Origin of the sequence: Lentzea sp. NPDC042327 (genome assembly GCF_040647275.1) — a bacterium.
In the GTDB taxonomy this organism is placed as follows: Bacteria; Actinomycetota; Actinomycetes; order Mycobacteriales; family Pseudonocardiaceae; genus Lentzea.
In genome coordinates, this window is sequence record NZ_JBEZBX010000005.1 from 118,189 (window position 1) to 142,136 (window position 23,948).

At 69.8% G+C, this 23,948-nt stretch carries 22 protein-coding genes and 2 riboswitches; of the genes, 4 read left to right on the top strand and 18 right to left on the bottom strand.

Going from position 1 to position 23,948, the window contains the following annotated elements; all coding sequences use genetic code 11:
* Positions 1–223 precede the first annotated feature (223 nt).
* The 8 genes from glyA to AB0A63_RS14400 form a co-directional block, all read right to left on the bottom strand.
* Positions 224–1,489, bottom strand: coding sequence for a serine hydroxymethyltransferase (gene glyA / locus AB0A63_RS14365; RefSeq protein ID WP_360390202.1), 1,266 nt, complete (start codon positions 1,487–1,489; stop codon positions 224–226).
* A gap of 13 nt (positions 1,490–1,502) precedes the next feature.
* The gene (gene gcvT, locus AB0A63_RS14370) at positions 1,503–2,597 is read right to left on the bottom strand and encodes a glycine cleavage system aminomethyltransferase GcvT (protein ID WP_360390205.1); all 1,095 of its coding nucleotides are present in this window, start codon (positions 2,595–2,597) and stop codon (positions 1,503–1,505) included.
* Positions 2,598–2,693: 96 nt separating this feature from the next.
* A riboswitch (glycine riboswitch) is annotated at positions 2,694–2,785 on the bottom strand.
* A riboswitch (glycine riboswitch) is annotated at positions 2,786–2,876 on the bottom strand.
* A gap of 45 nt (positions 2,877–2,921) precedes the next feature.
* Positions 2,922–3,224, bottom strand: coding sequence for a DUF3817 domain-containing protein (locus tag AB0A63_RS14375; protein ID WP_360390208.1), 303 nt, complete (start codon positions 3,222–3,224; stop codon positions 2,922–2,924).
* Positions 3,225–3,238: 14 nt separating this feature from the next.
* Positions 3,239–3,622, bottom strand: coding sequence for a hypothetical protein (locus AB0A63_RS14380; RefSeq protein WP_360390211.1), 384 nt, complete (start codon positions 3,620–3,622; stop codon positions 3,239–3,241).
* Positions 3,623–3,751: 129 nt separating this feature from the next.
* A complete protein-coding gene (locus AB0A63_RS14385; RefSeq protein ID WP_360390214.1) occupies positions 3,752–4,243 on the bottom strand; it encodes a helix-turn-helix transcriptional regulator in 492 nt (163 codons plus the stop codon).
* Between the two features lie 164 nt (positions 4,244–4,407).
* Entirely contained in the window at positions 4,408–4,587 is a 180-nt protein-coding gene (locus AB0A63_RS14390; protein ID WP_360390217.1) for a hypothetical protein, read from the bottom strand.
* A gap of 337 nt (positions 4,588–4,924) precedes the next feature.
* Positions 4,925–6,049 carry a CaiB/BaiF CoA-transferase family protein gene (locus tag AB0A63_RS14395; RefSeq protein ID WP_360390220.1) on the bottom strand — a complete coding sequence of 375 codons (1,125 nt, stop codon included), beginning with the start codon at positions 6,047–6,049 and terminating at the stop codon, positions 4,925–4,927.
* A complete protein-coding gene (locus AB0A63_RS14400; protein ID WP_360390222.1) occupies positions 6,046–7,182 on the bottom strand; it encodes an acyl-CoA dehydrogenase family protein in 1,137 nt (378 codons plus the stop codon). Before AB0A63_RS14400 ends, AB0A63_RS14395 begins: the two co-directional genes overlap by 4 nt.
* 107 nt (positions 7,183–7,289) lie before the next feature.
* On the opposite strand from AB0A63_RS14400, the gene AB0A63_RS14405 reads away from it, so the two are divergent.
* From AB0A63_RS14405 to AB0A63_RS14415, 3 genes are read left to right on the top strand one after another with little or no spacing between them, the layout of a single operon-like run.
* The gene (locus tag AB0A63_RS14405) at positions 7,290–7,724 is read left to right on the top strand and encodes a GNAT family N-acetyltransferase (protein WP_360390225.1); all 435 of its coding nucleotides are present in this window, start codon (positions 7,290–7,292) and stop codon (positions 7,722–7,724) included.
* Positions 7,725–7,780: 56 nt separating this feature from the next.
* A complete protein-coding gene (locus tag AB0A63_RS14410; RefSeq protein ID WP_360390226.1) occupies positions 7,781–8,983 on the top strand; it encodes an acetyl-CoA C-acetyltransferase in 1,203 nt (400 codons plus the stop codon).
* 49 nt (positions 8,984–9,032) lie between these two features.
* A complete protein-coding gene (locus AB0A63_RS14415; protein ID WP_360391449.1) occupies positions 9,033–11,015 on the top strand; it encodes a 3-hydroxyacyl-CoA dehydrogenase NAD-binding domain-containing protein in 1,983 nt (660 codons plus the stop codon).
* Positions 11,016–11,115: 100 nt separating this feature from the next.
* Here the strand turns inward: AB0A63_RS14415 and AB0A63_RS14420 are convergent, their stop codons facing one another.
* Together AB0A63_RS14420 and AB0A63_RS14425 are read right to left on the bottom strand one after the other, a co-directional pair.
* Positions 11,116–12,066 (bottom strand): AraC family transcriptional regulator, encoded by a 951-nt coding sequence (locus tag AB0A63_RS14420; RefSeq protein ID WP_360390228.1) that lies wholly within the window; start codon positions 12,064–12,066, stop codon positions 11,116–11,118.
* Positions 12,067–12,290: 224 nt separating this feature from the next.
* Positions 12,291–12,863 (bottom strand): DM13 domain-containing protein, encoded by a 573-nt coding sequence (locus AB0A63_RS14425; protein ID WP_360390231.1) that lies wholly within the window; start codon positions 12,861–12,863, stop codon positions 12,291–12,293.
* Between the two features lie 351 nt (positions 12,864–13,214).
* On the opposite strand from AB0A63_RS14425, the gene AB0A63_RS14430 reads away from it, so the two are divergent.
* On the top strand, positions 13,215–13,598 hold the full coding sequence (locus AB0A63_RS14430; RefSeq protein WP_360390234.1) for a hypothetical protein: 384 nt from the start codon (positions 13,215–13,217) through the stop codon (positions 13,596–13,598).
* A gap of 43 nt (positions 13,599–13,641) precedes the next feature.
* Here the strand turns inward: AB0A63_RS14430 and AB0A63_RS14435 are convergent, their stop codons facing one another.
* From AB0A63_RS14435 to AB0A63_RS14470, 8 genes are all read right to left on the bottom strand, one after another.
* Positions 13,642–14,667, bottom strand: a complete 1,026-nt coding sequence (locus AB0A63_RS14435; RefSeq protein ID WP_360390236.1) for a LacI family DNA-binding transcriptional regulator — start codon at positions 14,665–14,667, stop codon at positions 13,642–13,644.
* 79 nt (positions 14,668–14,746) lie between these two features.
* Positions 14,747–15,277 (bottom strand): GNAT family N-acetyltransferase, encoded by a 531-nt coding sequence (locus tag AB0A63_RS14440; protein ID WP_360390239.1) that lies wholly within the window; start codon positions 15,275–15,277, stop codon positions 14,747–14,749.
* 223 nt (positions 15,278–15,500) lie between these two features.
* Positions 15,501–16,922, bottom strand: coding sequence for a GH1 family beta-glucosidase (locus AB0A63_RS14445; RefSeq protein ID WP_360390242.1), 1,422 nt, complete (start codon positions 16,920–16,922; stop codon positions 15,501–15,503).
* Between the two features lie 4 nt (positions 16,923–16,926).
* Positions 16,927–17,751 (bottom strand): carbohydrate ABC transporter permease, encoded by an 825-nt coding sequence (locus AB0A63_RS14450; RefSeq protein WP_360390245.1) that lies wholly within the window; start codon positions 17,749–17,751, stop codon positions 16,927–16,929.
* 7 nt (positions 17,752–17,758) lie between these two features.
* The gene (locus tag AB0A63_RS14455; RefSeq protein WP_360391452.1) at positions 17,759–18,658 is read right to left on the bottom strand and encodes a sugar ABC transporter permease; all 900 of its coding nucleotides are present in this window, start codon (positions 18,656–18,658) and stop codon (positions 17,759–17,761) included.
* Between the two features lie 77 nt (positions 18,659–18,735).
* The gene (locus AB0A63_RS14460; protein WP_360390248.1) at positions 18,736–19,998 is read right to left on the bottom strand and encodes an extracellular solute-binding protein; all 1,263 of its coding nucleotides are present in this window, start codon (positions 19,996–19,998) and stop codon (positions 18,736–18,738) included.
* Positions 19,999–20,488: 490 nt separating this feature from the next.
* Positions 20,489–23,005 carry an FtsX-like permease family protein gene (locus AB0A63_RS14465; RefSeq protein WP_360390251.1) on the bottom strand — a complete coding sequence of 839 codons (2,517 nt, stop codon included), beginning with the start codon at positions 23,003–23,005 and terminating at the stop codon, positions 20,489–20,491.
* A gap of 4 nt (positions 23,006–23,009) precedes the next feature.
* Positions 23,010–23,762, bottom strand: a complete 753-nt coding sequence (locus AB0A63_RS14470; protein WP_360390253.1) for an ABC transporter ATP-binding protein — start codon at positions 23,760–23,762, stop codon at positions 23,010–23,012.
* Positions 23,763–23,948 lie beyond the last annotated feature (186 nt).

Consider the following 23,948-nt stretch of genomic DNA (forward strand, 5'->3'; position numbering starts at 1 on the left):
GACGGTCCACCTGACACACACGACACCCTGACACGCGAAACCCCGGCCCTGGGGAAGGGGCCGGGGTTCCCGTCGTTCCGCTCTCACCCGATCGAGTGGTCTTTCACGTCACGCGGGGGCCCCGCGTTCCCCACAGGGAAACGCGGGGCCCCCGCGTGACGTTCGAACAGGCGGCGAAGGGGCGGCGCCGGAGGTCCGGTGCCGCCCCTTCGTTGCCGCAGGGTCAGAGCGTGGAGTACAGCGGGTGCTTCGCGGCCAGCACCTCGACGCGGGCGCGCAGCTCGTCGATCGCGGCGCCCGGCTTGAGGGCCTCGGCGATCACGTCGGCGACCTCGGTGAAGTCCCCCTCGCCGAAGCCGCGGGTGGCCAGTGCCGGGGTGCCGATGCGCAGACCCGAGGTGACCATCGGCGGGCGCGGGTCGTTGGGGACCGCGTTGCGGTTGACCGTGATGCCGATCCGGTGCAGCACGTCCTCGGCCTGCTTGCCGTCCAGCTCGGAGTTGACCAGGTCGACCAGGACCAGGTGCACGTCCGTGCCGCCGGTCAGCACCTTCACGCCGGCCTGCGCGACGTCGGGCTGCGAGAGGCGGTCGGCGAGGATGCGGGCGCCGTCGAGGGTGCGGCGCTGGCGGTCGGCGAACTCCTCCGACGCGGCGTGCTTGAACGCCACGGCCTTGGCGGCGATCACGTGCTCCAGCGGACCGCCCTGCTGGCCGGGGAACACCGCCGAGTTGATCTTCTTGGCGATGTCGGCGTCGTTCGACAGGATCACGCCGCCGCGCGGACCGCCGAGGGTCTTGTGCGTCGTCGTGGTCGTGACGTGGGCGTGCGGGACGGGCGAGGGGTGCAGGCCCGCGGCCACGAGGCCCGCGAAGTGCGCCATGTCGACCATCAGGTAGGCCTCGACCGAGTCCGCGATGCGGCGGAACTCGGCGAAGTCCAGCTGGCGCGGGTAGGCGGACCAGCCGGCGACGATCAGCTTCGGGCGGTGCTCGGTGGCGAGGCGCTCGACCTCGGCCATGTCGACGCGGCCGTCACCGTCGGAGACGTGGTACGGCACGACGTTGTAGAGCTTGCCGGAGAAGTTGATGCGCATGCCGTGGGTCAGGTGACCGCCGTGCGCGAGGTCCAGGCCGAGGATCGTGTCGCCGGGCTGCAGCAGCGCGAACATCGCGGCGGCGTTGGCCTGGGCGCCGGAGTGCGGCTGGACGTTGGCGAAACCGGCGCCGAAGAGCGACTTGATGCGCTCGATGGCGAGGCGCTCGACGACGTCGACGTGCTCGCAGCCACCGTAGTAGCGGCGGCCGGGGTAGCCCTCCGCGTACTTGTTGGTCAGCACCGAACCCTGGGCCTGCAGCACCGAGACCGGCGTGAAGTTCTCCGAGGCGATCATCTCGAGGGTGCCCTGCTGGCGCGCCAGCTCGGCCGCAACGGCCTGCGCGACCTCGGGGTCGTACTCCGCGAGGGAGGCGTTGAACTGGTCGGACATCTGGAGGATCTCCCTACTTGGCGCGCTTGTAGAACGGAAGTGCGACGACCTCGACCGGCTGCTTCTTGCCGCGGACGTCCACCAGCAGAGGGGTGCCGGGCGCGGAGCTCGCCCGGTTCACGTAGGCCATCGCCACCGAGTAGCCCAGGGTCGGCGACAGCGCGCCCGAGGTCACCTCGCCGACGACCTCGTCGCCGTTCAGCACGGCGTAACCGTGGCGGGGCGCGCGGCGCTCGGGGGTCTTCAGGCCGACCAGCACGGAGTCCACATCGGACTCGGACACCTCGGTCAGCGCCTCGCGGCCGACGAAGTCGCCCGGCTTGTCGAGCTTCACGACCCGGCCGAGACCCGCGTGGTACGGGGTGAGCGAGGTGGTCAGCTCGTTGCCGTACAACGGCATTCCGGCTTCCAGGCGCAACGTGTCGCGGCAGCCGAGACCGCACGGCTTGAGCTCGTGCGGCTGCCCGGCCTCCAGCAGCGCCGTCCACACTGCGGCGGCGTCGTCGGGCGCGACGAACAGCTCGAAGCCCTCCTCGCCGGTGTAGCCGGTGCGCGCGAGCAGCGCGTCCACCCCGGCCACCTTCGAGGGGTAGGAGGCGTAGTACTTCACCGTCGACAGGTCGGTGTCGGTCAGCCCGGCCAGGACCTCCACCGACTTCGGGCCCTGGATCGCGATCAACGCGTAGTCCGTGGACCTGTCCGTGACGACGGTGTCGAACCCGGCGGCCCGCTCGACGAGCGCCTCGGCGACCACGGCGGCGTTCGAGGCGTTGGCGACGACCATGAACTCCTCGTCGCCCAGCCGGTAGACGATCAGGTCGTCGACCACGCCGCCGTCGGCCTGGGTGATCATCGTGTAGCGGGCCTTGCCGACCGCGAGCGCGGAGATGTGGCCGACCAGCGCGTAGTCGAGTGCGGCACCGGCCTGCGGCCCGGTCAGCACGATCTCACCCATGTGCGTGAGGTCGAACAGGCCGGCGGTGGTGCGCACGGCGTGGTGCTCGGCCAGCTCGCTGGAGTAGCGCAGCGGCATCTTCCAGCCCGCGAAGTCGGTGAACATCGCGCCGAGCGACTCGTGCTCAGCGTTCAGTGGCGTGAGGCGGGACATCAGAACGCTCCTCCAGGGTGCGCCGAAGAGCCGGGCCAGGCCGGCTGAGGCAACAGAAGAATGACACGGTCCACCGGAGACTCCTCACCAGAGCGAGCCTCCCCCTCTGTCATGAGCCTGAGAGCTTCGTCGCCGGAGCGACTTGCACCGTGGGCGAGGCTCCTGATGAGCCTGCTTTCCAGAGTTGCCTTCGTCGTGCGGTATCTGTGCCTGAGAGATTCCGGGGAGGAGTTGCTCCTTCGGCGCTCCCGCTGAAGGGAGCTCTCCCGCGCGACATCGACGGCCGTGTTCAGTTGGTTGCCCCAGACGCTAGCAGGCCGAACGTCACAGCGGCACGCCCTGAGCAGTCTTCTCCACCACCTTGCGCTCCGCCCAGAACGACAGGAACGGGATCGTCCCCGCGACCAGCACGAGCGCGGTGCCCTTGATGGACCAGCGCAGCTTCAGCGCCAGGTCGACCGAAAGCACCAGGTAGATGGCGTAGAGGAACCCGTGGATCGGGCCGACGACCTTCATCGCCTGGTCCATGCCGGCGGCGTACTTCAGCACCATCGCCACGACCAGCAGCAGCAGGAAGACACCGACCACGTAAGCCATGACCCGGAACCGGGTCAACGCACCCTTCATCTGCCCGCCTTCGCTCAACGACCGTCCCGCGCGTTGAGGTCCGCGAGCATGCGGTTGTAGGCCGCGAGCTCCGCGTCTTCTTCGTCGTCGAAGTGCTCGACAGGCGCGGGTTTGACGGCGTCAACGGTAGTCACCGGTGCGACGGGGGGTGCAACCGGCTCCGGTGCGGAGAGAGCCTCGTCACGGCGCTGGCGCGCGAGACGGCGGAACCGCCACACCATGAAGAGGGGGAAGAGGCCGAAGAGCGGCCACTGGAGCACGTACCCGAGGTTCTGGAACGTGCCGCTCGCGGACTCGAAGCGCTGCCACTGCCACCACGCGAGCCCGCAGCAGAGGACCAGCGCCGCCAGACAGGCGAGCGCGATCAGCACACGCTGGGGAGTAAGGAGGCCGCGCACGACCTCCACACTACTGGGGTGAGGCCTCCTGTCAGGAGGCCACCCGTGAGGGGTAGCGCGCCACGGGAGCGCGCGTGCCCGTTTGCGAGTGAACTTCGGGGCTGCCGATGCCTCGACAGCCCGCTTCTCCTACGCCACGCCGTCCCGGCGCTGCCTCTGCAGACGAGCAACGCACCAGGCCGCGGCCGAACCGCGGCGGAGGTGCTGGAGAACCGTCATCGGTCCCAGGCGCCTTCCGAGGTCGGCAGGCGTGAGGCCGGCGGCGCGGTAGTCGAGCGCGCGCTGGTCCAGCGGGCTGATGCCCGCGTCCCACCACTGCTCGGCCTCGGCGACGTCGCCCACCAGCTGCCAGTAGCTCGCCGCGGCGGCGAGCAGTGCCTCGGGTGCCTCCGGCGCCCGCTTGCGCATCGCGGCCACGTAGGCCGGATCCGCCGAGTCGACCTTGACCAAGCCACGCGGCCCACTCCTGCCTCCCCGCTGCACGGGGATGCCGGGCGCCGAGGGGGGAGCCTCCGCGAGCCACGCGTTCTTGATCCGGTTCACCTCCTGCATCTCTGCGTCGTCAGACCGTTCAGCCGCCCACTGCTGCAACAGCTCGTGGACCCCGGAGTCCTCGACCATCCATGCCTCCTCGTCGGTCGGGGATCGGCCATTGCAGCGGAAGGTATTCGGTAGGTCTGACAATCGCCAGACCCTGAATCGCCAGAACACCCGTTACCAGTGCGTGATTGGCCTCATTCCACCCGTCCGGCTCAACGCGGAGGGCCGAGGATCACCGAGGGTCACTAGGCGACGGGGGTGGCCGTCCCGAAGAGGCTCCTGACGAAGGTGATGATCGACTCCGCACCCTCGCGCAGCCAGCCGAGGGCCGTCTGGACCCCCGACGCGGACTCTTCCGGCTGGGTGATCAGGAGGAACAGCACCAGCGCGACGCCCGCCAGCACCAGCACCTTCTTGAGGTTCACAGGTCCCTCTCCGTCCATGTCGCTCACAGGTGGGGCGGCGAACCGCCCGTGTCACCCGACATGCTCCCTCATTCACCCGTGCGATGAACAACCACCACGCCAGGCAGGGCGGCGGATCCACCGCCACCGCACGTCTGCACCGGGCCTGTTGTCACTCGAATGGCGGCTAAAGCCGCCGGTTTCCAGCGCCGATGTCCTGGGCACGAGGTGAGCGCGAGGACCCTCGAATCCCACAGCTTGGACAAGACACAGGTGCACCGGGCCTCACCCGGATGCCGAATGCCCGGCATCACGCTCCGTCACGGCGTGGTGTCGTCATTAATGCGCCTCCGACCGTTCACGCAATTGCTCCAGCCCGCCGCAGTTCCGCAATTCGGTCTTCCGCCACACCCATGTTCGCGAGCACTTCCGCGGTGTTCGCCCCGACCGGCACCGGAGGGGTCGGAACCGCCGCCGGGGTCCGGTCGAACCGGGGCGCCGGCGCCGGGTGCCGCACACCGGCGACGTCCACGAAGGTGGCGCGCTCCGCGGTGAACGGGTGCTCCGCCGCCTCGGCGGGGGTCAGCACCGGCGCCAGGCAGGCGTCCGTGTCCCGCGCGAGGTCGGCCCACTCGTCCCTGGTGCGGGTCCTGACCGCCGCCGCGATGTGTTCGCGCAGCTCAGGCCACCGGGCCGGGTCGTTGCGCGACGGTGCGTCCGCCAGCCCCAGCACGCGCACCAGGTCGGCGTAGAACTTCTCCTCCAGCGCGCCGATGGCCACGTACCTGCCGTCCGCGGCCTCGTAGACGTCGTAGAACGGCACCCCGCCGTCGAGCATGTTCTCGCCGCGGCCACCGGACCACATGCCCGCGTTGCGCATGCCGTGCAGGAACGTGGTGAGCAGCGCGGCACCGTCGACCATGGCCGCGTCCACGACCTGGCCGCGCCCGGACCGCTCCCTCTCGTACAGCGCGGCGAGCACGCCGAGGGCCAGCAGCAGCCCTCCCCCGCCGAAGTCACCCAGGAGGTTGATGGGGAACGACGGTGGCCCGCCGGCCCGGCCGAGCGGTTCCAGCGCGCCCGCGACGGCGATGTAGTTGATGTCGTGCCCGGCCCGGTCGGCCAGCGGCCCGTCCTGGCCCCACCCGGTCATGCGCCCGTAGATGAGGCGCGGGTTGCGGGCCAGGCACTGCGCGGGCCCGATGCCGAGCCGTTCGGTGACGCCCGGCCGGAAGCCCTCGACCAGCACGTCCGAGCGTTCGACCAGGGTCAGCACCAGCTCGGCGCCCTCGGGCGTGCGGGTGTCGACCGCGATCGAGCGCCGGTTGCGGCCGAGGAAGTCACCGGGGACCGCCGGGTGGGCGCCCGGTTTGTGCACCTGGACCACGTCCGCGCCGAGGTCGGCGAGCACCATGCAGCCGAACGGCGCGGGCGCGAGGCCCGCGAGCTCGACGACCTTCAGCCCCGCGAGCGGCCCGCTCACAGCGACCTCGCGATGATTTCCTTCATGATCTCGTTCGTGCCGCCGTAGATCCGCTGCACGCGGGCGTCGGTCCAGGCGCGGGAGATCGGGTACTCGTTCATGTAGCCGTAGCCGCCGAAGAGCTGCAGGCACTCGTCGACGACGCGGCTCAGCCGGTCGCTCGCCCAGTACTTCGCCATAGCGGCGGTCGGCACGTCGAGCTCGCCCTTGAGGTGCTTCTCGACGCACTCGTCGATGAACGCCCTGGTCACGGCCGCCTCGGTGGCGCACTCGGCGAGCTTGAAGCGGGTGTTCTGGAACTTGATCAGCTCCTTGCCGAACGCCGTGCGCTCCTTCACGTACTTCAGCGTCACGTCGACGGCGGCCTCGATGCCCGCGATCGAGGCGACGCCGATGATGAGGCGTTCCTGCGGCAGCTGCTGCATGAGCTGGACGAAGCCCATGCCCTCCTGGCCGCCCAGCAGGTTCTCCGCGGGCACCCGGACGTCGTCGAAGAACAGCTCGGCGGTGTCCTGGCCCTTCATGCCGACCTTGTCGAGCACGCGGCCGCGCCGGATGTCGTGCTCGACCACGAGCAGCGAGATGCCCTGCGCGCCCTGACCGGGGTCGGTCTTCGCGACGACGACCACGAGGTCGGCGTGCACGCCGTTGGTGATGAAGGTCTTGGAGCCGTTGATGACGTACTCGTCGCCGTCGCGGATCGCCTTCGTGCGGATGGACTGCAGGTCCGAGCCCGCGCCGGGTTCCGACATCGCGATCGCGCCGACGTACTCGCCGGACGCGAGCTTGGGCAGCCAGCGGTGCTTCTGCTCTTCGGTGCCGTAGGAGTTGAGGTAGTGGGCCACGATGCCGCTGTGGACGCTGTTGCCCCACGAGCTGTCGCCGGCACGTGCCTGTTCTTCGAGCAGAACGGCCTCGTGTGCGAACGTGCCGCCACCGCCGCCGTACTCCTCGGGGATGCTCAGGCACAGCAACCCGAGCTCGCCCGCCTTGGTCCACAGGTCGCGGTCGACCTGCTTCTGCTCGGCGAAGCGCTCCTGGTGCGGCACGACCTCCTTCTCCATGAACGTGCGCGCGAGCTGGCGCAACTGGTCCAGGTCGCTGTCCATCCACCGCGATCGACGCTCTGCCATGCGGTCAACGAAACCACCGGCGGGTGGCCGACGCCATGACCGCCGCGCCTGCCCGTCACCCGAAAAACTGAGCGAAAAAACCACCTCGGTCGGTCAGACTGCCCGGTGTGCGGATTCACCGGGTCAGCCAGGACGACTGGCGGGTGTGGCGTGACGTGCGGCTGGAGGCGCTGGCCACCGACCCCGGCGGCTTCGGGTCGGCGCTGGCTCACGAGCAGGCGTTCACCGAGGACGACTGGCGGGAGGCCGTCGAGCGGGGGCTGAGGCTCATCGCGTTCGCCCCGGAGCCGGTCGGGCTGGTCGGTGCCACGCCGAAGCCCACCGGCCTGCACCTCTGCTCGATGTGGGTCAGGGGCTCCCACCGCGGCCGCGGCGTCGGGGAGGCGCTGGTGGACGGCGTGCTGGCGTGGGCTGCGGACGAGGGCTGGAAGGTCGTGCGGCTGCGCGTGTACGAGGACAACCTGCCCGCACGCAGGCTTTACGGGAGGCTCGGGTTCATCGACTGCGACGAACCCGAGCACATGGAGCTCCTCCTGAGCTAATCGGTCACCCTCCACGGTCATGGCCAGCGTCAGGAGCCGGGCTTAGCGTGGGTGCCATGAGCGAAGCCTTGATCTTCGACGCGGTGCGCACGCCGCGCGGCAAGGGCAAGCGCGGGTCGTTGCACAGCGTGCGGCCCGTCGAGCTGGCCGCCGGTGTCCTGCGCGCGCTGTCCGAGCGCAACTCCCTGGACACCTCCTCGGTGGACGACGTCGTGTTCGGCGTGGTGTCCCCGATCGGCGAGCAGGGCGGTGACATCGCCCGCGCGGCGGTGCTGGCCGCCGGGTGGGACCAGCGTCCCGCCGGTGTGCAGCTCAACCGGTTCTGCGCCTCCGGCCTGGAGTCGGTGAACCTCGCGGCGGCCAAGGTCGCGTCCGGGTTCGAGGACCTGGTGGTGGCCGGTGGCGTCGAGTCGATGTCGCGCGTGCCGATGGGCTCCGACGGTGGCGCGTGGGCGATCGACCCGGCCACGAACTTCGACCTGTCGTTCGTGCCGCAGGGCGTGTCGGCCGACCTGATCGCGACCCTGGAGGGCTTCTCCCGCACCGACGTCGACGCGTGGGCCGCCCGGTCGCACGCGAAGGCGTTCGAGGCGCAGAAGAACGGCTTCTTCGAGCGGTCCGTCGTCCCGGTCGTCGACCAGAACGGCACGGTGGTGCTCAAGGAGGACGAGACGATCCGCCCCGAGTCCACCGTGGAGTCCCTCGGCAGGCTGAAGCCCAGCTTCCAGTTCCACGGCGACCTCGGCTACGACACCGTCGCGATCGACCGCTACCCCACCGTCGAGCGCATCAGCCACGTGCACACGCCGGGCAACTCGTCGCAGATCGTCGACGGCGCCGCGGCCATGCTGATCGGCTCCGCGGCGGCCGGCCGGGCGCTGGGCCTCACCCCGCGCGCGAAGATCGTGTCCGTCGCGGTCGTGGGCACCGAGCCGACGATCATGCTGACCGGTCCGGCCCCCTCGGCGCGCAAGGCGCTGGACAGGGCGGGGCTCTCGGTCGAGGACATCGACCTGTTCGAGGTCAACGAGGCGTTCTCGTCGGTCGTGCTGAAGTTCCTGCGGGACATGGACGTCCCGGAGGACAGGGTCAACGTCAACGGCGGCGCCATCGCGCTGGGCCACCCGCTGGGCGCGACCGGCTGCATGATCCTCGGCACGCTGCTGGACGAGCTGGAGCGCCGGGACCTGCGCCGCGGCCTGGCCACGCTGTGCGTGGGCGGCGGCATGGGCATCGCGACGATCATCGAGAGGATCTGAGGTGCCTTTCCACTACGACAAGGACTCCGACGGCATCGTCACCCTGACGATGGACATGTCCGGCTCCGCCAACGTGATGAACGACGAGTACCGCGAGCTGATGGGCGATGCCGTCGCGAAGCTCGAAGGTGACGACATCACCGGTGTGGTCATCACGTCCGCCAAGAAGACCTTCTTCGCCGGCGGCGACCTGAACGTGCTCATCGCGATCACCCCGGAGAACGCCTCCCAGGCGCTGGAGGGCGTCGAGGAGCTCAAGGCGCAGCTGCGCAGGCTGGAGAAGCTCGGCAAACCGGTCGTGGCCGCGATCAACGGCACCGCGCTCGGCGGCGGGTTCGAGATCGCGCTGGCCGCGCACCGCCGGATCTTGCTGAACGACAACGGCATCCGCGTCGGGTTGCCGGAGGCGACGCTGGGCCTGCTGCCCGGCGGCGGTGGCGTGACCCGCATGGTGCGGCTGCTGGGTGTGCAGAAGGCGTTGCCGTTGCTCATGGAGGGCAAGCAGCTGCGGCCGGAGCGGGCGCTGCAGGCCGGGATCGTGCACCAGCTCGTGGACACGCGCGAGGAGCTGGTCTCCGAGGCCCGTGCGTGGATCAAGGCGAACCCGACGCCCGTGCAGCCGTGGGACGTGCAGGGCGCGGGTGTGCCGGACCTGAAGTTCGGCGACCCGAACAGCTACGGCCTGCTCGGTGCCGCACCCGCCGTGCTGCGCAAGAAGTCGCACGGCGTCTACCCGGCGCCGGAGAAGATCATGGCGACGGCGGTCGAGGGCGCGTACGTCGACTTCGACACCGCGTTGAAGATCGAGGGCCGCTACTTCGTGGAGCTGGCGTCCGGCCAGGTCTCGAAGAACATGATCACGGCGTTCTGGTTCAACCTCAACGAGGTCAACGGCCGCGCGTCCGCCACGGGCAAGCGCGTCGCCAAGCTCGGCGTGCTGGGCGCGGGCATGATGGGCGCCGGGATCGCCGAGGTGTCCGCGAAGGCGGGCATCGAGGTGGTGCTGAAGGACGTCAGCCTCGAAGGCGCTCAGAAGGGCGCTCAGGGCCTGGCGGGCATCACGCCGACCGACTCCGACGACGACCTCGCGGGCTGCGACCTCGTCATCGAGGCCGTCTTCGAGAACCGCGAGCTGAAGAACGCGGTGCTGCCCGCCGCCGAGGCGAAGGCGTTGCCCGACGCGGTGATCGCGTCCAACACCTCGACGCTGCCGATCACCGGTCTCGCGTCGTCGGTGTCCGCGCCGGAGCGGTTCATCGGCCTGCACTTCTTCTCGCCGGTGCCGAAGATGCGGCTCGTGGAGATCATCCGCGGCGAGAAGACGTCCGAGGAGACGTTGCAGCGCGCCCTGGACTACGTGCGGCAGATCGGGAAGACGCCGATCGTGGTCAACGACTCGCGCGGCTTCTACACCTCGCGGACGTTCGGCACGTACGTGATCGAGGCGATCACGATGCTGGCCGAGGGCGTGGCGCCGGCGCTGATCGAGAACGTCGCCAAGAAGTCCGGCATGGCGGTCGGCCCGCTCGCGGTGTCGGACGAGGTGACGCTGTCGTTGCAGCTGAAGATCCACGACCAGACGCTCGCCGACGACCCGTCGCTGGTGTCGGACAGCCCGGCGTACGACCTGATCCGCGAGATGGTCTCGCTGGGGCGCACCGGCAAGTCCGGTGGCGCGGGCTTCTACGAGTACCCGTCCGACGGCTCGAAGAAGTTCCTCTGGCCAGAGCTCACCACCCGGTACGCGAAGGCCGACGCGGGCGTGTCCGAGCAGGACGTGCGCGACCGGCTGCTGTTCGTGCAGGCGCTGGAGACCGTGCGGTGCCTCGACGAGGGCGTGCTGACCTCCGTGGCGGACGCGAACATCGGCTCGATCTTCGGGTTCGGGTTCGCGCCGTGGAGCGGTGGCACGCTGCAGTTCATCAACTCGTTCGGCGTGCAGGCGTTCGTGGAGCGGGCGGACTACCTCGCGGACACCTACGGCGAACGGTTCCGCCCTCCGGCTTCGCTGCGGGAGCGCGACCAGTTCTAGGCAGGTTGCCAGATGTCGTGCCTGTGACGCCCCAAGTTCCCGCACCTGGCCCTGCTGGCGTCTGCAACGAGGGGCGGACGAGATTTCTGGCACCAGGTGCTCAGGCGCGGTAGGAGCCGGGTGAGGACCCGGTCCACCGCTTGAAGGCCCGGTGGAAGGCGCTCGCCTCGGAGAACCCGAGGCGCAGCGCCAGCTCCTCCACCGACTCACCGCCGCGCACGAGCGACGCCACGGCCTGGTCGCGCAGCAGCTGTTCGCGCACCTCGCGGAACGACGTGCCCTCCGCGGCCAGCCTGCGCCGCAACGTCGGCGCGGAGATGCCGAGCCGTGCCGCGACCGCCTCCAGGCCCGTGACCCCGCTGCCGAGCAGCCTGCGCACGTGCCCGGCCGTGTCGGCACCGTAGTCCCTGCGCGACAACAGCTCCGCCGGAGAGTGCCGCAGGAACCGCTTGAGCGCCGCCTCGTCCTGCACCACCGGCATCCGCAGGAACCGGGGGTCGAAGCTGATCGTCGTGTCCGGTGCGCCGAACGCCATCGGGCAGCTGAAGATCAGGTGGTACTCCCCGGCGTGCGCGGGCTCGGGGTAGGCGAAGGTGGCCTGCCGCAACGGGATGCGCCGTCCGATCAGCCACGACGAGAACCGGTGCCACAGCACGAGCAGCGACTCGGTGAGGAAGTGGTCGGGGTCGCCGGGGACGTGCAGCCGGAAGGTGCCGCCGGTGAGGGCGAGGTCCAGCGGCTCGTCGAAGAGCGAGTAGAACGCGAGCCCCCTGCGCAGCGCCGACTCGAGGTCGGGGCAGTGCACGGCCAGCAGGCACATCATGGCGAAGGTGCCGCGTTTGGACGGTCGCGGGCCGAAGCCCATGAACTCGTCGTCGAGGACCTCCCACAGCGTCTGGACCAGCCGCGTGTACTGGGCCGGCGTGACGCGCGCCCGGTCGTCGGCGAGCAGCGAGGCGGGGACCCCGGCACCGGCGAGCACCTCGTCCGCGCGCGGGCAGGCGCGCAGGGCCGCTCGCACGTAGTGGATCGCCACGGTCCGGGTGTGCACGAGCCACAGTAAAACGCCTGCGGGCCACCGGCGGTGGCGCGACCCCGGGGAGAGCCGGGGTCGTGCCACCGCCGGAGAAGGCCCACCCGGTGAGCCGTGCTCCTCACCGATGGGGCTGACCGCCCACCCACCGGCAAGGGACGATGTCGTGATCTCACAATGACGCTATGTGGTCTAGACCACAAAAGTCAATAGTGCGAACAGAGCAGGCGGGAGCGGGTGTTTCAGGCCTGTTCCAACGGTGCTACGGCAAAGCCCGCGGAGAAGCGCTTGCACCAGATCACGACACTCCGAATGGTGGAGACATCGACTCCGGCCGGAATTTCGTACACCTGGTCGCCACGATTTCCCTTCAGCTTGCCGAGACTGGTGAATCCCTGTCCGAAGGTCTTCTCCGCCGCGGTGGACGCGTGCGGCGAGAGGTAGACGTACAGGTCGGGGCCGTCGCTGGTGGCGAGCGCCGCGAACTGCACGGAGTGCCCGCCACCAGGCAGTTCGACCAAGCTCGCCTGGCCGGTGGTGGCGTGTTCGAGCGACCGCCATGCGCCGGTGGCGACCTCTCGCGGCGTTTCGACCGGCGGGGGTGCGACGGGAGTGGCTTCCGCACTCGTCCCGGACGTCGTCATCGGCGCGGACGAGGTGGGTCCCGCGGGAACGAGGAGCGCCTCGTTCGTTTCGCGGGTCGTCAGCAGGCGCCACGGCTGGAACAGGTACAGGCCGACCCCGAGCGCGACCACGAGGACGAGTGCGACGGGGATCAGGAATCGACGATGGCGCATACCGAAATACTGGCGCAAATCGGACCGGCAAGACCTTACTGAGTTGTTAAGGCGGCACGGTCGACGCCGGCCTCCCCCTGTGCGCGCGTTCGGGTCCGCGTCACTCGATGGAGCAGTTCGCCGAGGTGTTCACCTGCTCGGGTGATGCTCCGGCGTGGCGCCTGACCGGAACCGTGCTGGTGGCAGGGCTTGCGGGGGCCGGTCCGGTGCTCGCCCGGACTGCGGTCCGCTGACGGCGGCCACTCAACCAGGGGCGTCAGGGCGCCGATAAGGCAGTCAGGTGAGCGTTCTCCTGCGCCCTTACTACCGGTAGCCTGCCGTGAGCGTGACCACCTGACTTCCATCCGTGAGCAATTGAGGAGGACTGCCGTGCGCGCACTGTGGGCCGCTGGCGGCTCCGCTGTGCTCGGCTCCGCGTTGCTCGGTGTGTTGGTGGGTATGGCCATCCACGGTGTCTCGGAAGAGGCCCCGTCGGCCGGAACACCCGGTTCCAGCTGGATCACCACCACCCCGAGCACGTCACTGAGCAGCACCGAGACCACCACGCCGTCGAGCAGCGCTCCGCCGAGTCCTCCGAGCTCCACGTCGAGCACGCAGCAGACGCCCAGGAAGACCACCCCGCCGCCGGCCGTCACCAACCCGGCACCGCCGCCACCGGTGAGCACGACCACGACGACCACGGCGACGCCGTCGGGGTGGCCGTGCAGCCCGCTGAACCCGCTGCCTCCACCCACCTGCAAGAACCCGGGGTGAGTCCGCGCGCCCCGCTCAGCCGGGGCGCGCACTCCCCTGCCGGTCAGGCGGACTCGCGCCGCACCAGCGCCGTCGGCAGCATCTCCTGCTTGCGCTTCACCGTCTCGTCGCGCAGCAGCTTCATCAGGTGCGCGACCATGTGCTTCACCTGCGAGTCCGAGTCCTGGCGCACCGAGGTCAGCGGCGGCACGGTGTGCTCGGCGATCGCGATGTGGTCGTCGAACCCGACCACGGCGACGTCCTCCGGCACCCGTTTCCCGGCCTCGTTCAACGTTTCCAGCGCGCCGGCGGCCATCAGGTCCGACGCGACGAACACGGCGTCGAGCGCGGGCACCTTCGCCAGCAGCGCCGACATGGCCTTCCGGCCGCCCTCGCGGGTGAAGCCGCCGTCCTCGGTGAGGCGGGCCGCGGCCTTGTCGTCCAGCTTGAGCGCGGACTTGAAGCCGTTCAGCCGGTCGATCGCCGACAGCTCGTCGAGCGGGCCGGAGACGTGCACGATCTTGCGGCGGCCCAGCGACTTGAGGTGCTCGGTCGCGAGGACGGCGCCGCCCTCGTTGTCGTTGTCGACGAGGTGCATGCCGCGCAGGGAGCCCCAGGGCTTGCCGGCGTAGACCACCGGCAGCGGCAGCTTCTTCACGATCGAGACCAGCTCGTCGTTGCGGTGCGGGGCGAACACCAGCGCGCCGTCGACGTGGCCGCCCGCGAGGAAGCGGTGGGCGCGGGCCTGGTCGTCGAGCGAGTGGACGAGCATGAGGACCATCTGCACGTCGACGTCGGCCAGCGCGCGGGCGCCCGCGCGGATGAGACGCGCGAAGTGCGGGTCGTCGAAGATCTTGGGTTCGGGCTCGGAGAACACGACGGCGACGGCGCCGGTGCGGCGGGTGACCAGTGCCCTGGCCGCGCGGTTGGGTTGGTAGCCCAGCGCGTGCACGGCGGCGTTCACGGCCTCCAGTGCCTCGGGGCTCACCCTCGGCGACGCGTTCAGCACCCGTGACGCCGTGGCGCGGGAGACCCCTGCCCTCGCGGCCACGTCCTCCAGCGTCGGTCGCGCGTGGTTGGACACGAGCACCACCACTCCTCGATGAAAAGCCTTTGAGTCGCTGGTCAGCTTAGCCGCAAGCGATCTCGGAGGAGGGTTTCCGCGTTTTTCAGCGCGTTTTTTCCCCAATAGCGGCCACTTTCGGCGGATCGGGCGTGCTTCCCCGTGGCGCGATGGAGACCCGGACCAGTCCGTCCTCCCGGCGGGTCGCAACGGGCAAACCGGCGGAAACGGCCGTCCGCACCAGAGCGGTCGACGACGGCAGGCACCACGCCACGAGCTCCCGACAGCCGAACAGCTCCGCCTCGGAAGCCAGTGCGGACAGCAGCGCGGCACCGACTCCACGGCGTTGCCACGCGTCCTCCACCAGCAACGACACCTCCGCGCAGCCCGGCAGCCCGGTGCGGATGAGCTGCCCCAGCGCGATCAGCCGGTCACCGTTCTGCACCACGGTCGTGGTCCCGCGCGAGGGGCTGAGCAGGCGGTGCAGCCAGCGCCGCGGCACGGTGCTCATCCCGGAGTGGTAGCGGTTGAACAACGTCCCCATCGAACATCTGCCGTGCAGCGCGGCGACGGCGTCGGTGTCCGCGGCCGTGCCCGGACGCAGCACCAGGTCCTCGGTGAGCACTCCTCGCATCATGCGAACCAGGATCGCCGGGTGCTGTTGCGGGAACGCGACACCGCGGTAAAACGATCCAGAAAAGCCCGGGGTCTCGAAATGGGGGGAATTGTCGCGCGTCCCCGGCGAACTCCGCCGTCCTGGCCAGTGACGCCGAGCGGCCGGAAAAACGAGAGAGCGCTCTCACCTGCGGACGGGCGTGTCCGCGGGTGAGAGCGCCGGAGTCCCCGGTCCGGCCGAGCGGTCAGACCGCGTAGCCGTGCGCCGGCAGGCCGTTGTTCCCGATGATCCGGGAGAACGTCGCCGCGCTCTCCTTGACCGTGCGCTGCTGCGTCTCGAAGTCGACGTGCACGATGCCGAACCGCTGCGAGTACCCGGCCGCCCACTCGAAGTTGTCGAGCAGCGACCACGCCAGGTACCCGCGGACGTCCGCGCCTTCGGAGATGGCCCGGTGCACCGCGCGCACGTGGTCCACCAGGTACCTCGTGCGCTGCACGTCCACGACGCGACCGAGCTCGTCGACCTCGTCCGGGAACGCGGAGCCGTTCTCGGTGACCACCAGCGGGATGCCGTCGACGTGCTTCGACAGCCGCACCAGCAGCTCGGTGAACGCGTCGGCGTTCTGCTCCCAGCCGAAGCCGGTGAGCTCACCGCGCGGCGGTTGCAGCGCCACCCCGCGCAGGCCTGCGTGCGGGCCCTCGGGCACGAAGTCCTCCTCGGCCGGTGCCACGCGGGTCGGGTTGTAGTAGTTGACGCCGATCCAGTCGACCGGGGTCGCGATGGTCTCCATGTCGCCGTCGCGCACCACGTTCGTCCAGTCGCCCAGCCAGGCGGTGTCCTGCAGGACGTCCAGCGGGTAGCCGCGGCCGAGCACCGGGTCGAGCAGGATGCGGTTCTGCAGCCCGTCGACCTTGCGCACCGCCTCCAGCGACGCCTCCGAGGAGTCGTCCGCCCAGATCGTGCTGAAGTTCAGCACGAGCGACAGCCGGTGCGAGGCCGGGGCTTGGGCGCGCAGCGCCTGCGTGGCGAGGCCGTGGGCGAGCAGCAGGTGGTGGGCCGCCTCCAGGGAGGCCACCGGGTCGGCCACGCCGGGGGCGTGGATGCCGTTGCCGTAGCCCAGGAACGCCGACACCCACGGCTCGTTCAGCGTCGTCCAGGCCTCCACCCGGTCGCCGAGCCGTTCGTGCACGACGGCCGCGTACTCCGCGAAGCGGTAGGCCGTGTCCCGGTTGCGCCAGCCGCCGAAGTCCTCCAGCACCTGGGGCAGGTCCCAGTGGTACAGCGTGGCCAGCGGCTGGATGCCCTTGTCCAGCAACGTGTCCACCAGCCGGTCGTAGAACGCGAGCCCGCGCTCCTCGACCGCGCCGCTGCCGCTGGGCTGCACGCGCGGCCAGGCGATGGAGAACCGGTAGGCGGCCAGCCCGAGCGAGACCATCAGGTCCACGTCGGAGGCGTACCTGCGGTAGTGGTCGCAGGCCGGGTCGCCGCCGTCGCCGTTCAGCACCTTGCCCGGCGTGGCCGCGAAGGTGTCCCAGATCGAAGGCCCCCGACCGTCCACTGTGGTCGATCCTTCGATCTGGAACGCCGCGGTCGCCGCTCCCCACAGGAAGTCCGGCGGGAAGCTCAGCACCTCCCGCTCGACCTCGACGTCCGAGTCGGTCGTCATTCACTCACCCCTTCACAGCACCCTGCATGATTCCTCCGACGATCTGGCGGGAGAGCAGGACGAAGATCGCGATGACCGGCAGGACGGCGAGCGACGCGCCGGCCAGCATCAGCGAGTAGTCGGTGTAGTAGCCGCTGGCCAGGGTCGACAGCGCGACCTGGACGGTCGGGCTGTCGTTGGGGTCCAGCACGATCAGCGGCCAGAAGAAGTCGTTCCACGACGTCATGAACGTGAACATGCCGAGCACCGCCGCCTGCGGCCGGACGGCGGGGAACCCGACGTGCCAGAACGTCCGCAGCACCGAGCAGCCGTCCACCCGCGCGGCCTCGATCAGCTCGTGCGGCACGGTCTCCTCGCACGCCTGGCGCATCCAGAACACCGCGAACGAGCCGATCAGCACCGGGACGATGACCGCCTGCAGCGTGCCGTACCAGTCCAGGTCCGACATCAGCATGTACAGCGGGATCACGCCCAGCTGCGTCGGCACCATCGCGGTGCCGAGCACGACCAGGAACAGCGAGTCGCGGCCCTTGAACCGCAGCCGGGCGAACGCGAAGCCCGCGAGCGTGCCCAGCACGACGTTCGAGATGGCCACGGTCGAGGCGACGATGAACGAGTTCTGCATGGCGAGCCAGAAGTCGACCGTGTCGAAGACGCGGGTGACGTTCTCGACGAGGTTGCCGCCGGGGACCAGCGGCGGCAGCTTCTCGCCGAGCACCGAGTTGTCCTTCGACGCCACGATGAACGAGTAGTACAGCGGGAACACCGAGGCGGCGAGCACCGCGACCAGGAACCCGTAGAGCAGCGGTCCGGCCTTCGTGCGAGTCATCGGCCGATCACCCCTTCGACGCGATGCGCCGCGTCAGCGTGAAGTTGATGACCGCGACCACCAGCACGACGAGGAAGAGCATCCACGCCACGGTGGCCGCGTAGCCCGCGTCGAACAGCCGGAAGCCCTTCTCGTACATGTAAAGCACGAGCGTCTGGAACTGCCGGTCGCTGCCACCGGTCGAGTTGTTGGCCGCGAAACCGGGGTCGAACAGCGCGGGTTCGGCGAACAGCTGCAGACCGCCGATCGTCGAGGTGACGACGGTGAAGAGGATCGTCGGGCGGATCGACGGCACGGTGATCGACCAGAACATCCGCCAGCGCGAGGCACCGTCCAGGGTGGCCGACTCGTACATGTCCCTCGGCACCGACTGCATGGCCGCCAAGTACAGCAGCGCGTTGTAGCCGGTCCAGCGCCACATCACCATCGACGACACGGCGAGGTGTGAGGCCCACGTCTCGGCGCGCCAGTCGACCGGGTCGATGCCCACCAGCCCCAGCAGGTAGTTCACGATGCCGAAGTCGCGGCCGTAGAACTGCGCGAACACCAGCGCGACCGCGGCGACCGAGATGACGTTCGGCAGCAACACGCCCGCGCGCCAGAACGCCCTGCCGCGCAGCCCCCGGTCGAGCAGCGCGGCCAGGCCGAGCGCGGCGAGAAGCTGCGGGACGGTCGAGAGCACGAACAGGCTGATCGTGTTGAACAGCGCGTTCCAGAAGTTCGGGTCGCCGAACAGCCGGCTGTAGTTCTCCAGGCCGACGAACCCCTGGTCACCGTCGATCAGCTGCCAGTCGTGCAGCGACACCCACGCCGTGTACAGCAGCGGGTAGAGCCCGAAGACCGCGAAGACCAGGAAGAACGGCGCGATGATCAGGTAGGGCGTGTACCTGGCGTCCCAGCGGCTCAGCCCCAGCCGCCGGGGCTCGTTCGAGGACGGAGGAACCGAGGCGGCCCTGGCCGCCTCGGTCTCCGGACGCGTCAACGTCACTTGACGAGGTCCTGTGCTTCCTTCAACGCCTGCGTCCAGGCGTCTGCTCCGGACTGCTTGCCCTGCTCGACGCGCGTGAGCGCGGTGCCGAACACGGGGCCGACCTTCGAGTCCTTCGTGCCGCGGTAGGTGGGCTTGAGCGACTCGGCGGAGGTGGCGAAGATCTGGCCCACCGGCGCGGAGTTGAAGTACTCGTTGACCGTGGCCTGGACCTCGGCGTCCTGGTAGACCTTCGGCTGGCTGGGCAGGTTGCCGGTCTCCTTGAAGATCCGCTTCTGCTGCTCGGGCGCGGTCAGCCACTTGGCCAGCTCGTAGGCCTCCTTCGGGTGCTTGCCCTGCTTCGGGATCGCGAGGAACGACCCGCCCCAGTTGCCGCCACCGCCGGGCGCCGTCGTGACGTCCCACTTGCCGGCCGCACCGTCACCGGCACCGGCCTTGATGAGCGCGAGCGCCCAGGCGGGGCAGGTGGTGGTGGCGAACGAGCCCTGCTTCAGCGCGACGTTCCACTCCTGGCTGAACGGCTCCAGCGCACCGGTCTGCTGCTTGGCGCCGAGCGCGGCCGCGGTGTCGAACGCGGTCTTGACCTTGTCGTTCTTCTCCGCGATGTAGGAGTCGTCCTTCGCGAAGTAGCCCTCCTCGGTCTGGTCGAGGATGGCCTTGTAGACGTTGCGACCGGTGTCGACGAACTTCACGTTCGGCGTCTTGGCCGTGAACTGGTCCGCGACCTTGGCGTAGTCCGCCCAGGTCGGCCACAGCTTCGCGACCTCGGCGCGGTCGGTCGGCAGGCCGGCCGCGGCGAACAGGTCGCTGCGGTAGCACAGGCCCAGGCTGCCCATGTCGGTGCCGAGGCCCAGGACGAACTCACCGTTGTCGGCGGTGCCCTGGTTCCACTTCCAGTCGGCCCACTGCGACTTCAGGTCCTTGGCGCCGTACTCGGCGAGGTTCACGAACTTGTCCTTGGAGGCGCGGAACTGCGAGATCACGCCCTCCTCCAGCGCGACGATGTCGGCGGCACCGCGGCCACCCGCCAGCTGCGTGGCGAGCTGCGTGTTGTGCTGCTCCATCTTGACCTTGCGCTGCTCGATCTTGACGTTCTGGTGCGAGGCCATGTACTCCTCGATCAGCTTGTCGTAACCGAAGTCGGAGAACAGGCCGAGTGACAGCTCGACCTTGCCGTCAGCCTCGGAACTCCCGCCGCATCCCGCGACCAGAACCATCACGAGGGTCGCAGCAGCGCTGCCGACCAGCCTTCTGTTCATCCGTCCTCCTCGACGGCGCCGTTGGCGCATGTGAACCTCGGTGAGAGCGCTCTCACACTCAACTGGAGACGCGCCGGTGTCAAGCGGTCGACATCGTTCCGTAACTTTGTGGACAGGAGCAACAAAAACCTGGGACGAACTCCCGCGGCGTCTCAACCGGGTGGCGCGGAAGCGCCGGAACGGAGAGAGGGACGACCGGGCCCTCGCTCCGGTCGTCCCTCTCACCCCAGGTAGAGGGCGTCGCGCCCAAAACATGACGCGCGCTCCCAAGATTTTTTCCACTCCCGCCCGTCCCCCCTGCCGGGTGGGCACGCGGGGCCCTTCCGTGCACCAGGAGAGTACGAAAGCTCCCCGCGTGCACTCGACACAGCGGAGGTCCGGTGCCCCGAGTGCACCGGACCTCTGCCGATCCCCGGTCGTGCGGCCCCTGTTCCGCACCACCCGGTCCGTTCCGGCGGGTCCCCGAACTCACCCGGCCGGAACGGACGTCCTACGCCTCCGCCATGCCCGCCACCACGGAGCTCTTCGCCGCCCGGCGGGCCGGGAGGGCGGCCGCGACGACCGCGGCGACCACGGCGAGGCCGAGCATGATGCCGATCTGGCCGTACGGGACGGAGAAGCTGATCTGCAGCTCCGAGTTGGAGATCGCCTGGACCAGCAGCCACCCGAACCCGGCGCCGAGCACGACGCCCACGACCGCGCCGATCAGCGCCATCAGGATCGACTCGACCACCAGCATCTGCCGCAGCTGACCCCTGGTGAGGCCCAGCGCCCGCAGCAGCGCCGACTCGCGGGTCCGCTCCAGCACCGAGAGCGTCAGCGTGTTCGCGATGCCGAACAACGCGATGACCAGCGCCAGGCCGACGAGCGCCCAGATGAAGAGCAGGATCTGGTCGATCTGGCCGTTGAGCTCGGCCTTCGTCTCCGCCGCCGAGTTCAGCACCGCGACCGGCGAGGTGGCGATGACGCGTTCCAGGTCGGCCCGCGCGGTCGCGACGTCGGTGCCGGGAGCGAGCTTGACCAGCAGCTTCTCGTAGCCCTTCGGGGCCTCGGGGAGCAGGGCCGTGGCCGAGGGCAGCGTGACGATGCCGGTGCCGTAGCTGTTGTCCTTGAGCAGCGAGACGACCGTGAAGTCCTTGCCGCCGAGCTTCAGCGACGACCCGATCGAGAGGCCCGCTTCCTTGGCCTCCTTCTCGCGCATCGCGATCTCGCCGTCCTTCAGCGGGGTCAGCGGCCCGGTGGTCGTCTCCGCCCGCACCAGCGAGCCGATCGCGTCCGCCGGGTAGCCGGTGACGTAGGCGTAGGGCAGCTGCGGCGACTCGGTGGACGCGGTGAGCTGCGGCGCGACCTGGGCGACGTTGCGGACCTTCGCGAGCTCGTCGGCGAACTTGGAGGTCAGCGGCTGGCTGTAGACGCTGGAGCTGACCTCGTAGTCGGACGGGAACCGCTCGTCGACCTTCTTGCTCATCGTCTCGCGGCCGCTGCCGGCCACCACGGTCACCATCGCGACGATGGTCACGCCGATCATCAGCGCCGCCGTGGTCGCGGCCGTGCGCTTCGGGTTGCGACCGGCGTTGGCCGAGGCCAGCTTGGCCGGGACACCGCGCAGCACCTTGCCGAACAGGCGGTTGACCGGGCCGACGTAGAGCGGGCCGAGGAGCAGGACCGCGAGCAGCAGCACCATCGTGGCACCGCCGGTGATGAACATCGCCAGCTCTTCCTCCTCCTGCCGGAGACCGAAGTAGACGGCGACGCCACCGGCCAGCGCGATCAACGCGGCGAGGACGATGCGGACCTTGCCGGTGCGGGCGACGTCGTCGTGGCTGTCGGGCTGCGAGCGCAGCGCGGCCACCGGGGCGACCTTCGTGGCGCGGCGGGCCGGCAGCACGGCCGACAGCACGGTCACGACCACGCCGACGCCGAAGCCGGCGGCGATGGTCACCCACGAGATCGGCAGGCGGATCGCTACGTCGTCCCCGCTCGGGCCGCCGACCGTGCCCACCAGTGCCTGCAGGCCGGCCGAGACGCCGAGACCGCCGAGGATGCCGAGCACGGACGCCGCGAGGCCCATGAAGACCGCTTCGGCGAGCACGCTGCGGAACACCTGGCCGCGTTCGGCACCGACGCAGCGCAGCAGCGCGAGCTCCTTGGTGCGCTGGGCGACCAGGATCGTGAAGGTGTTGTAGATGACCATGCCCGCGACGACGAGCGAGATCGCGGCGAACGCGAGCAGGAACGTCTTGATCTCCGCGGCGGCGTCACCGACCTGCTTGAGCGTCTCCTGGGTCAGCTGCTCACCGGTCTGCACCTGGTAGCTCGCGCCGACGACGCCCTTGATGGTGTCAACGAGCTGCTGCTGCGACACGCCGTCCTTCGCCACGGCGACGATCTCGTACACGCGCTGCTTCGGGATGACCGTGTGCAGGCCCTCCGGCGACACCACGACGTGGTCGCTGCCGGACATCGAGAGACTGCCGGCGCCCTGCTGGTAGGTGCCGACGACGGTGAACGCGTGCTCGGCGTTGTCCTCGTCGAGCAGCTTGACCTGGTCACCGACCTTGAGCTTCGCGATCTGCGCGGTCTTGGTGTCGACGGCGGCCTCGTCGGCCTTGGCCGGGAACCGGCCGTCCCTGAGGTTGAAGTCGCGCAGCGCCTCCGTGGTGGGCAGCGGCTGCACCAGCGCGTTGCGGGCCTTGCCGTCACCGCCGAGCAGTGCGGCGCTGCCGAACTCGCGGGAGTCGGCGCCGGCCACACCGGTGGCGGCGCGGATCTTCTGCAGGAAGTCGACGGGAATGCCGTTGTCCCGGTCGGGGCTGTTCTCCGACAGGTGCACCGCCGCGTCCACGTTGCGGGCGCTGCGGGCGAAGTTGTCCCTGGTCTGCTCCTCGACGGCGTCGCCGAGCACGAGGGTGCCCGTCACGAACGCGACGCCGAGCGCGATGGCGATGCTGGACAGCACCAGCCGCGCCGTGCGGGCGCGCAGGCCCGCGAGGATCGTCTTCAGCATCGCTTCACGCCCCCAGGTGCGTGAGGGCGTTGACGACGGACTCGGTGGTGGGCTGGTGGATCTCACCGGCGAGGCGGCCGTCGGCCAGCAGGACCACGCGGTCGGCGTAGCTGGCGGCCACCGGGTCGTGCGTCACCATGATCACGGTCTGGCCCAGCTTGCGCACCGACATGCGCAGGAAGTCGAGCACCTCGGCACCGCTGCGGGAGTCCAGGTTGCCGGTCGGTTCGTCGGCGAAGATGACCTCGGGGCGGGCGACCAGGGCACGGGCGCAGGCCACGCGCTGCTGCTGGCCACCGGACAGCTCGGTCGGGCGGTGGGTGAGGCGGTCGCGCAGGCCCAGGACGGTGACGATGGTGTCGAACCACTCCTGGTCGGGCTTGCGGCCGGCCAGTTCGAGGCCCAGCAGGATGTTCTGCTCGGCGGTGAGCGTCGGCAGCAGGTTGAACGCCTGGAAGACGAACCCGACGCGGTCGCGGCGCAGCTTGGTGAGGTCCTTGTCGTTCAGCTTCGTGATCTCGGTCTGTCCGATGTGGATCGCGCCGCTGTCCACCGTGTCCAGTCCGGCGAGGCAGTGCATCAGCGTCGACTTGCCGGACCCGGACGGGCCCATGATGGCGGTGAACCGCCCGGCCTGGAACGCGACGTCGATCCCGTCGAGCGCCCGCACGGCGGTGTCACCCTTGCCGTAGACCTTCACCAGGTTGTGGGCCGCCGCGGCGGTCCGGGTGCCGACCTCGGACACCAGTGCAGACATGTCTCGTGCCTTCCTCGCAGGGGGTCTGTCCTTGACGAGGAAGAAGCTATTTCGGTGGTTCGTGCGCGGGCATCATCTCGGCGACGCGTTCCGCATCAGCCTGTGGGATGACAACCCACGGCGATTCGAGCAGCCCCCAGTCGTACCCGCCCGCCCCCTCCTTTCGCCGATGGCATCTGCGGCGGG

Excerpts from the sequence above, each read along its gene's own strand:
- glyA (WP_360390202.1), bottom strand. The coding sequence starts at position 1,489 with ATGTCCGACCAGTTCAACGCCTCCCTCGCGGAGTACGACCCCGAGGTC.
- gcvT (WP_360390205.1), bottom strand. The coding sequence starts at position 2,597 with ATGTCCCGCCTCACGCCACTGAACGCTGAGCACGAGTCGCTCGGCGCG.
- AB0A63_RS14375 (WP_360390208.1), bottom strand. The coding sequence starts at position 3,224 with ATGAAGGGTGCGTTGACCCGGTTCCGGGTCATGGCTTACGTGGTCGGT.
- AB0A63_RS14385 (WP_360390214.1), bottom strand. The coding sequence starts at position 4,243 with ATGGTCGAGGACTCCGGGGTCCACGAGCTGTTGCAGCAGTGGGCGGCT.
- AB0A63_RS14400 (WP_360390222.1), bottom strand. The coding sequence starts at position 7,182 with ATGGCAGAGCGTCGATCGCGGTGGATGGACAGCGACCTGGACCAGTTG.
- AB0A63_RS14410 (WP_360390226.1), top strand. The coding sequence starts at position 7,781 with ATGAGCGAAGCCTTGATCTTCGACGCGGTGCGCACGCCGCGCGGCAAG.
- AB0A63_RS14415 (WP_360391449.1), top strand. The coding sequence starts at position 9,033 with ATGGACATGTCCGGCTCCGCCAACGTGATGAACGACGAGTACCGCGAG.
- AB0A63_RS14440 (WP_360390239.1), bottom strand. The coding sequence starts at position 15,277 with ATGATGCGAGGAGTGCTCACCGAGGACCTGGTGCTGCGTCCGGGCACG.
- AB0A63_RS14445 (WP_360390242.1), bottom strand. The coding sequence starts at position 16,922 with ATGACGACCGACTCGGACGTCGAGGTCGAGCGGGAGGTGCTGAGCTTC.
- AB0A63_RS14450 (WP_360390245.1), bottom strand. The coding sequence starts at position 17,751 with ATGACTCGCACGAAGGCCGGACCGCTGCTCTACGGGTTCCTGGTCGCG.
- AB0A63_RS14460 (WP_360390248.1), bottom strand. The coding sequence starts at position 19,998 with ATGAACAGAAGGCTGGTCGGCAGCGCTGCTGCGACCCTCGTGATGGTT.
- AB0A63_RS14465 (WP_360390251.1), bottom strand. The coding sequence starts at position 23,005 with ATGCTGAAGACGATCCTCGCGGGCCTGCGCGCCCGCACGGCGCGGCTG.
- AB0A63_RS14470 (WP_360390253.1), bottom strand. The coding sequence starts at position 23,762 with ATGTCTGCACTGGTGTCCGAGGTCGGCACCCGGACCGCCGCGGCGGCC.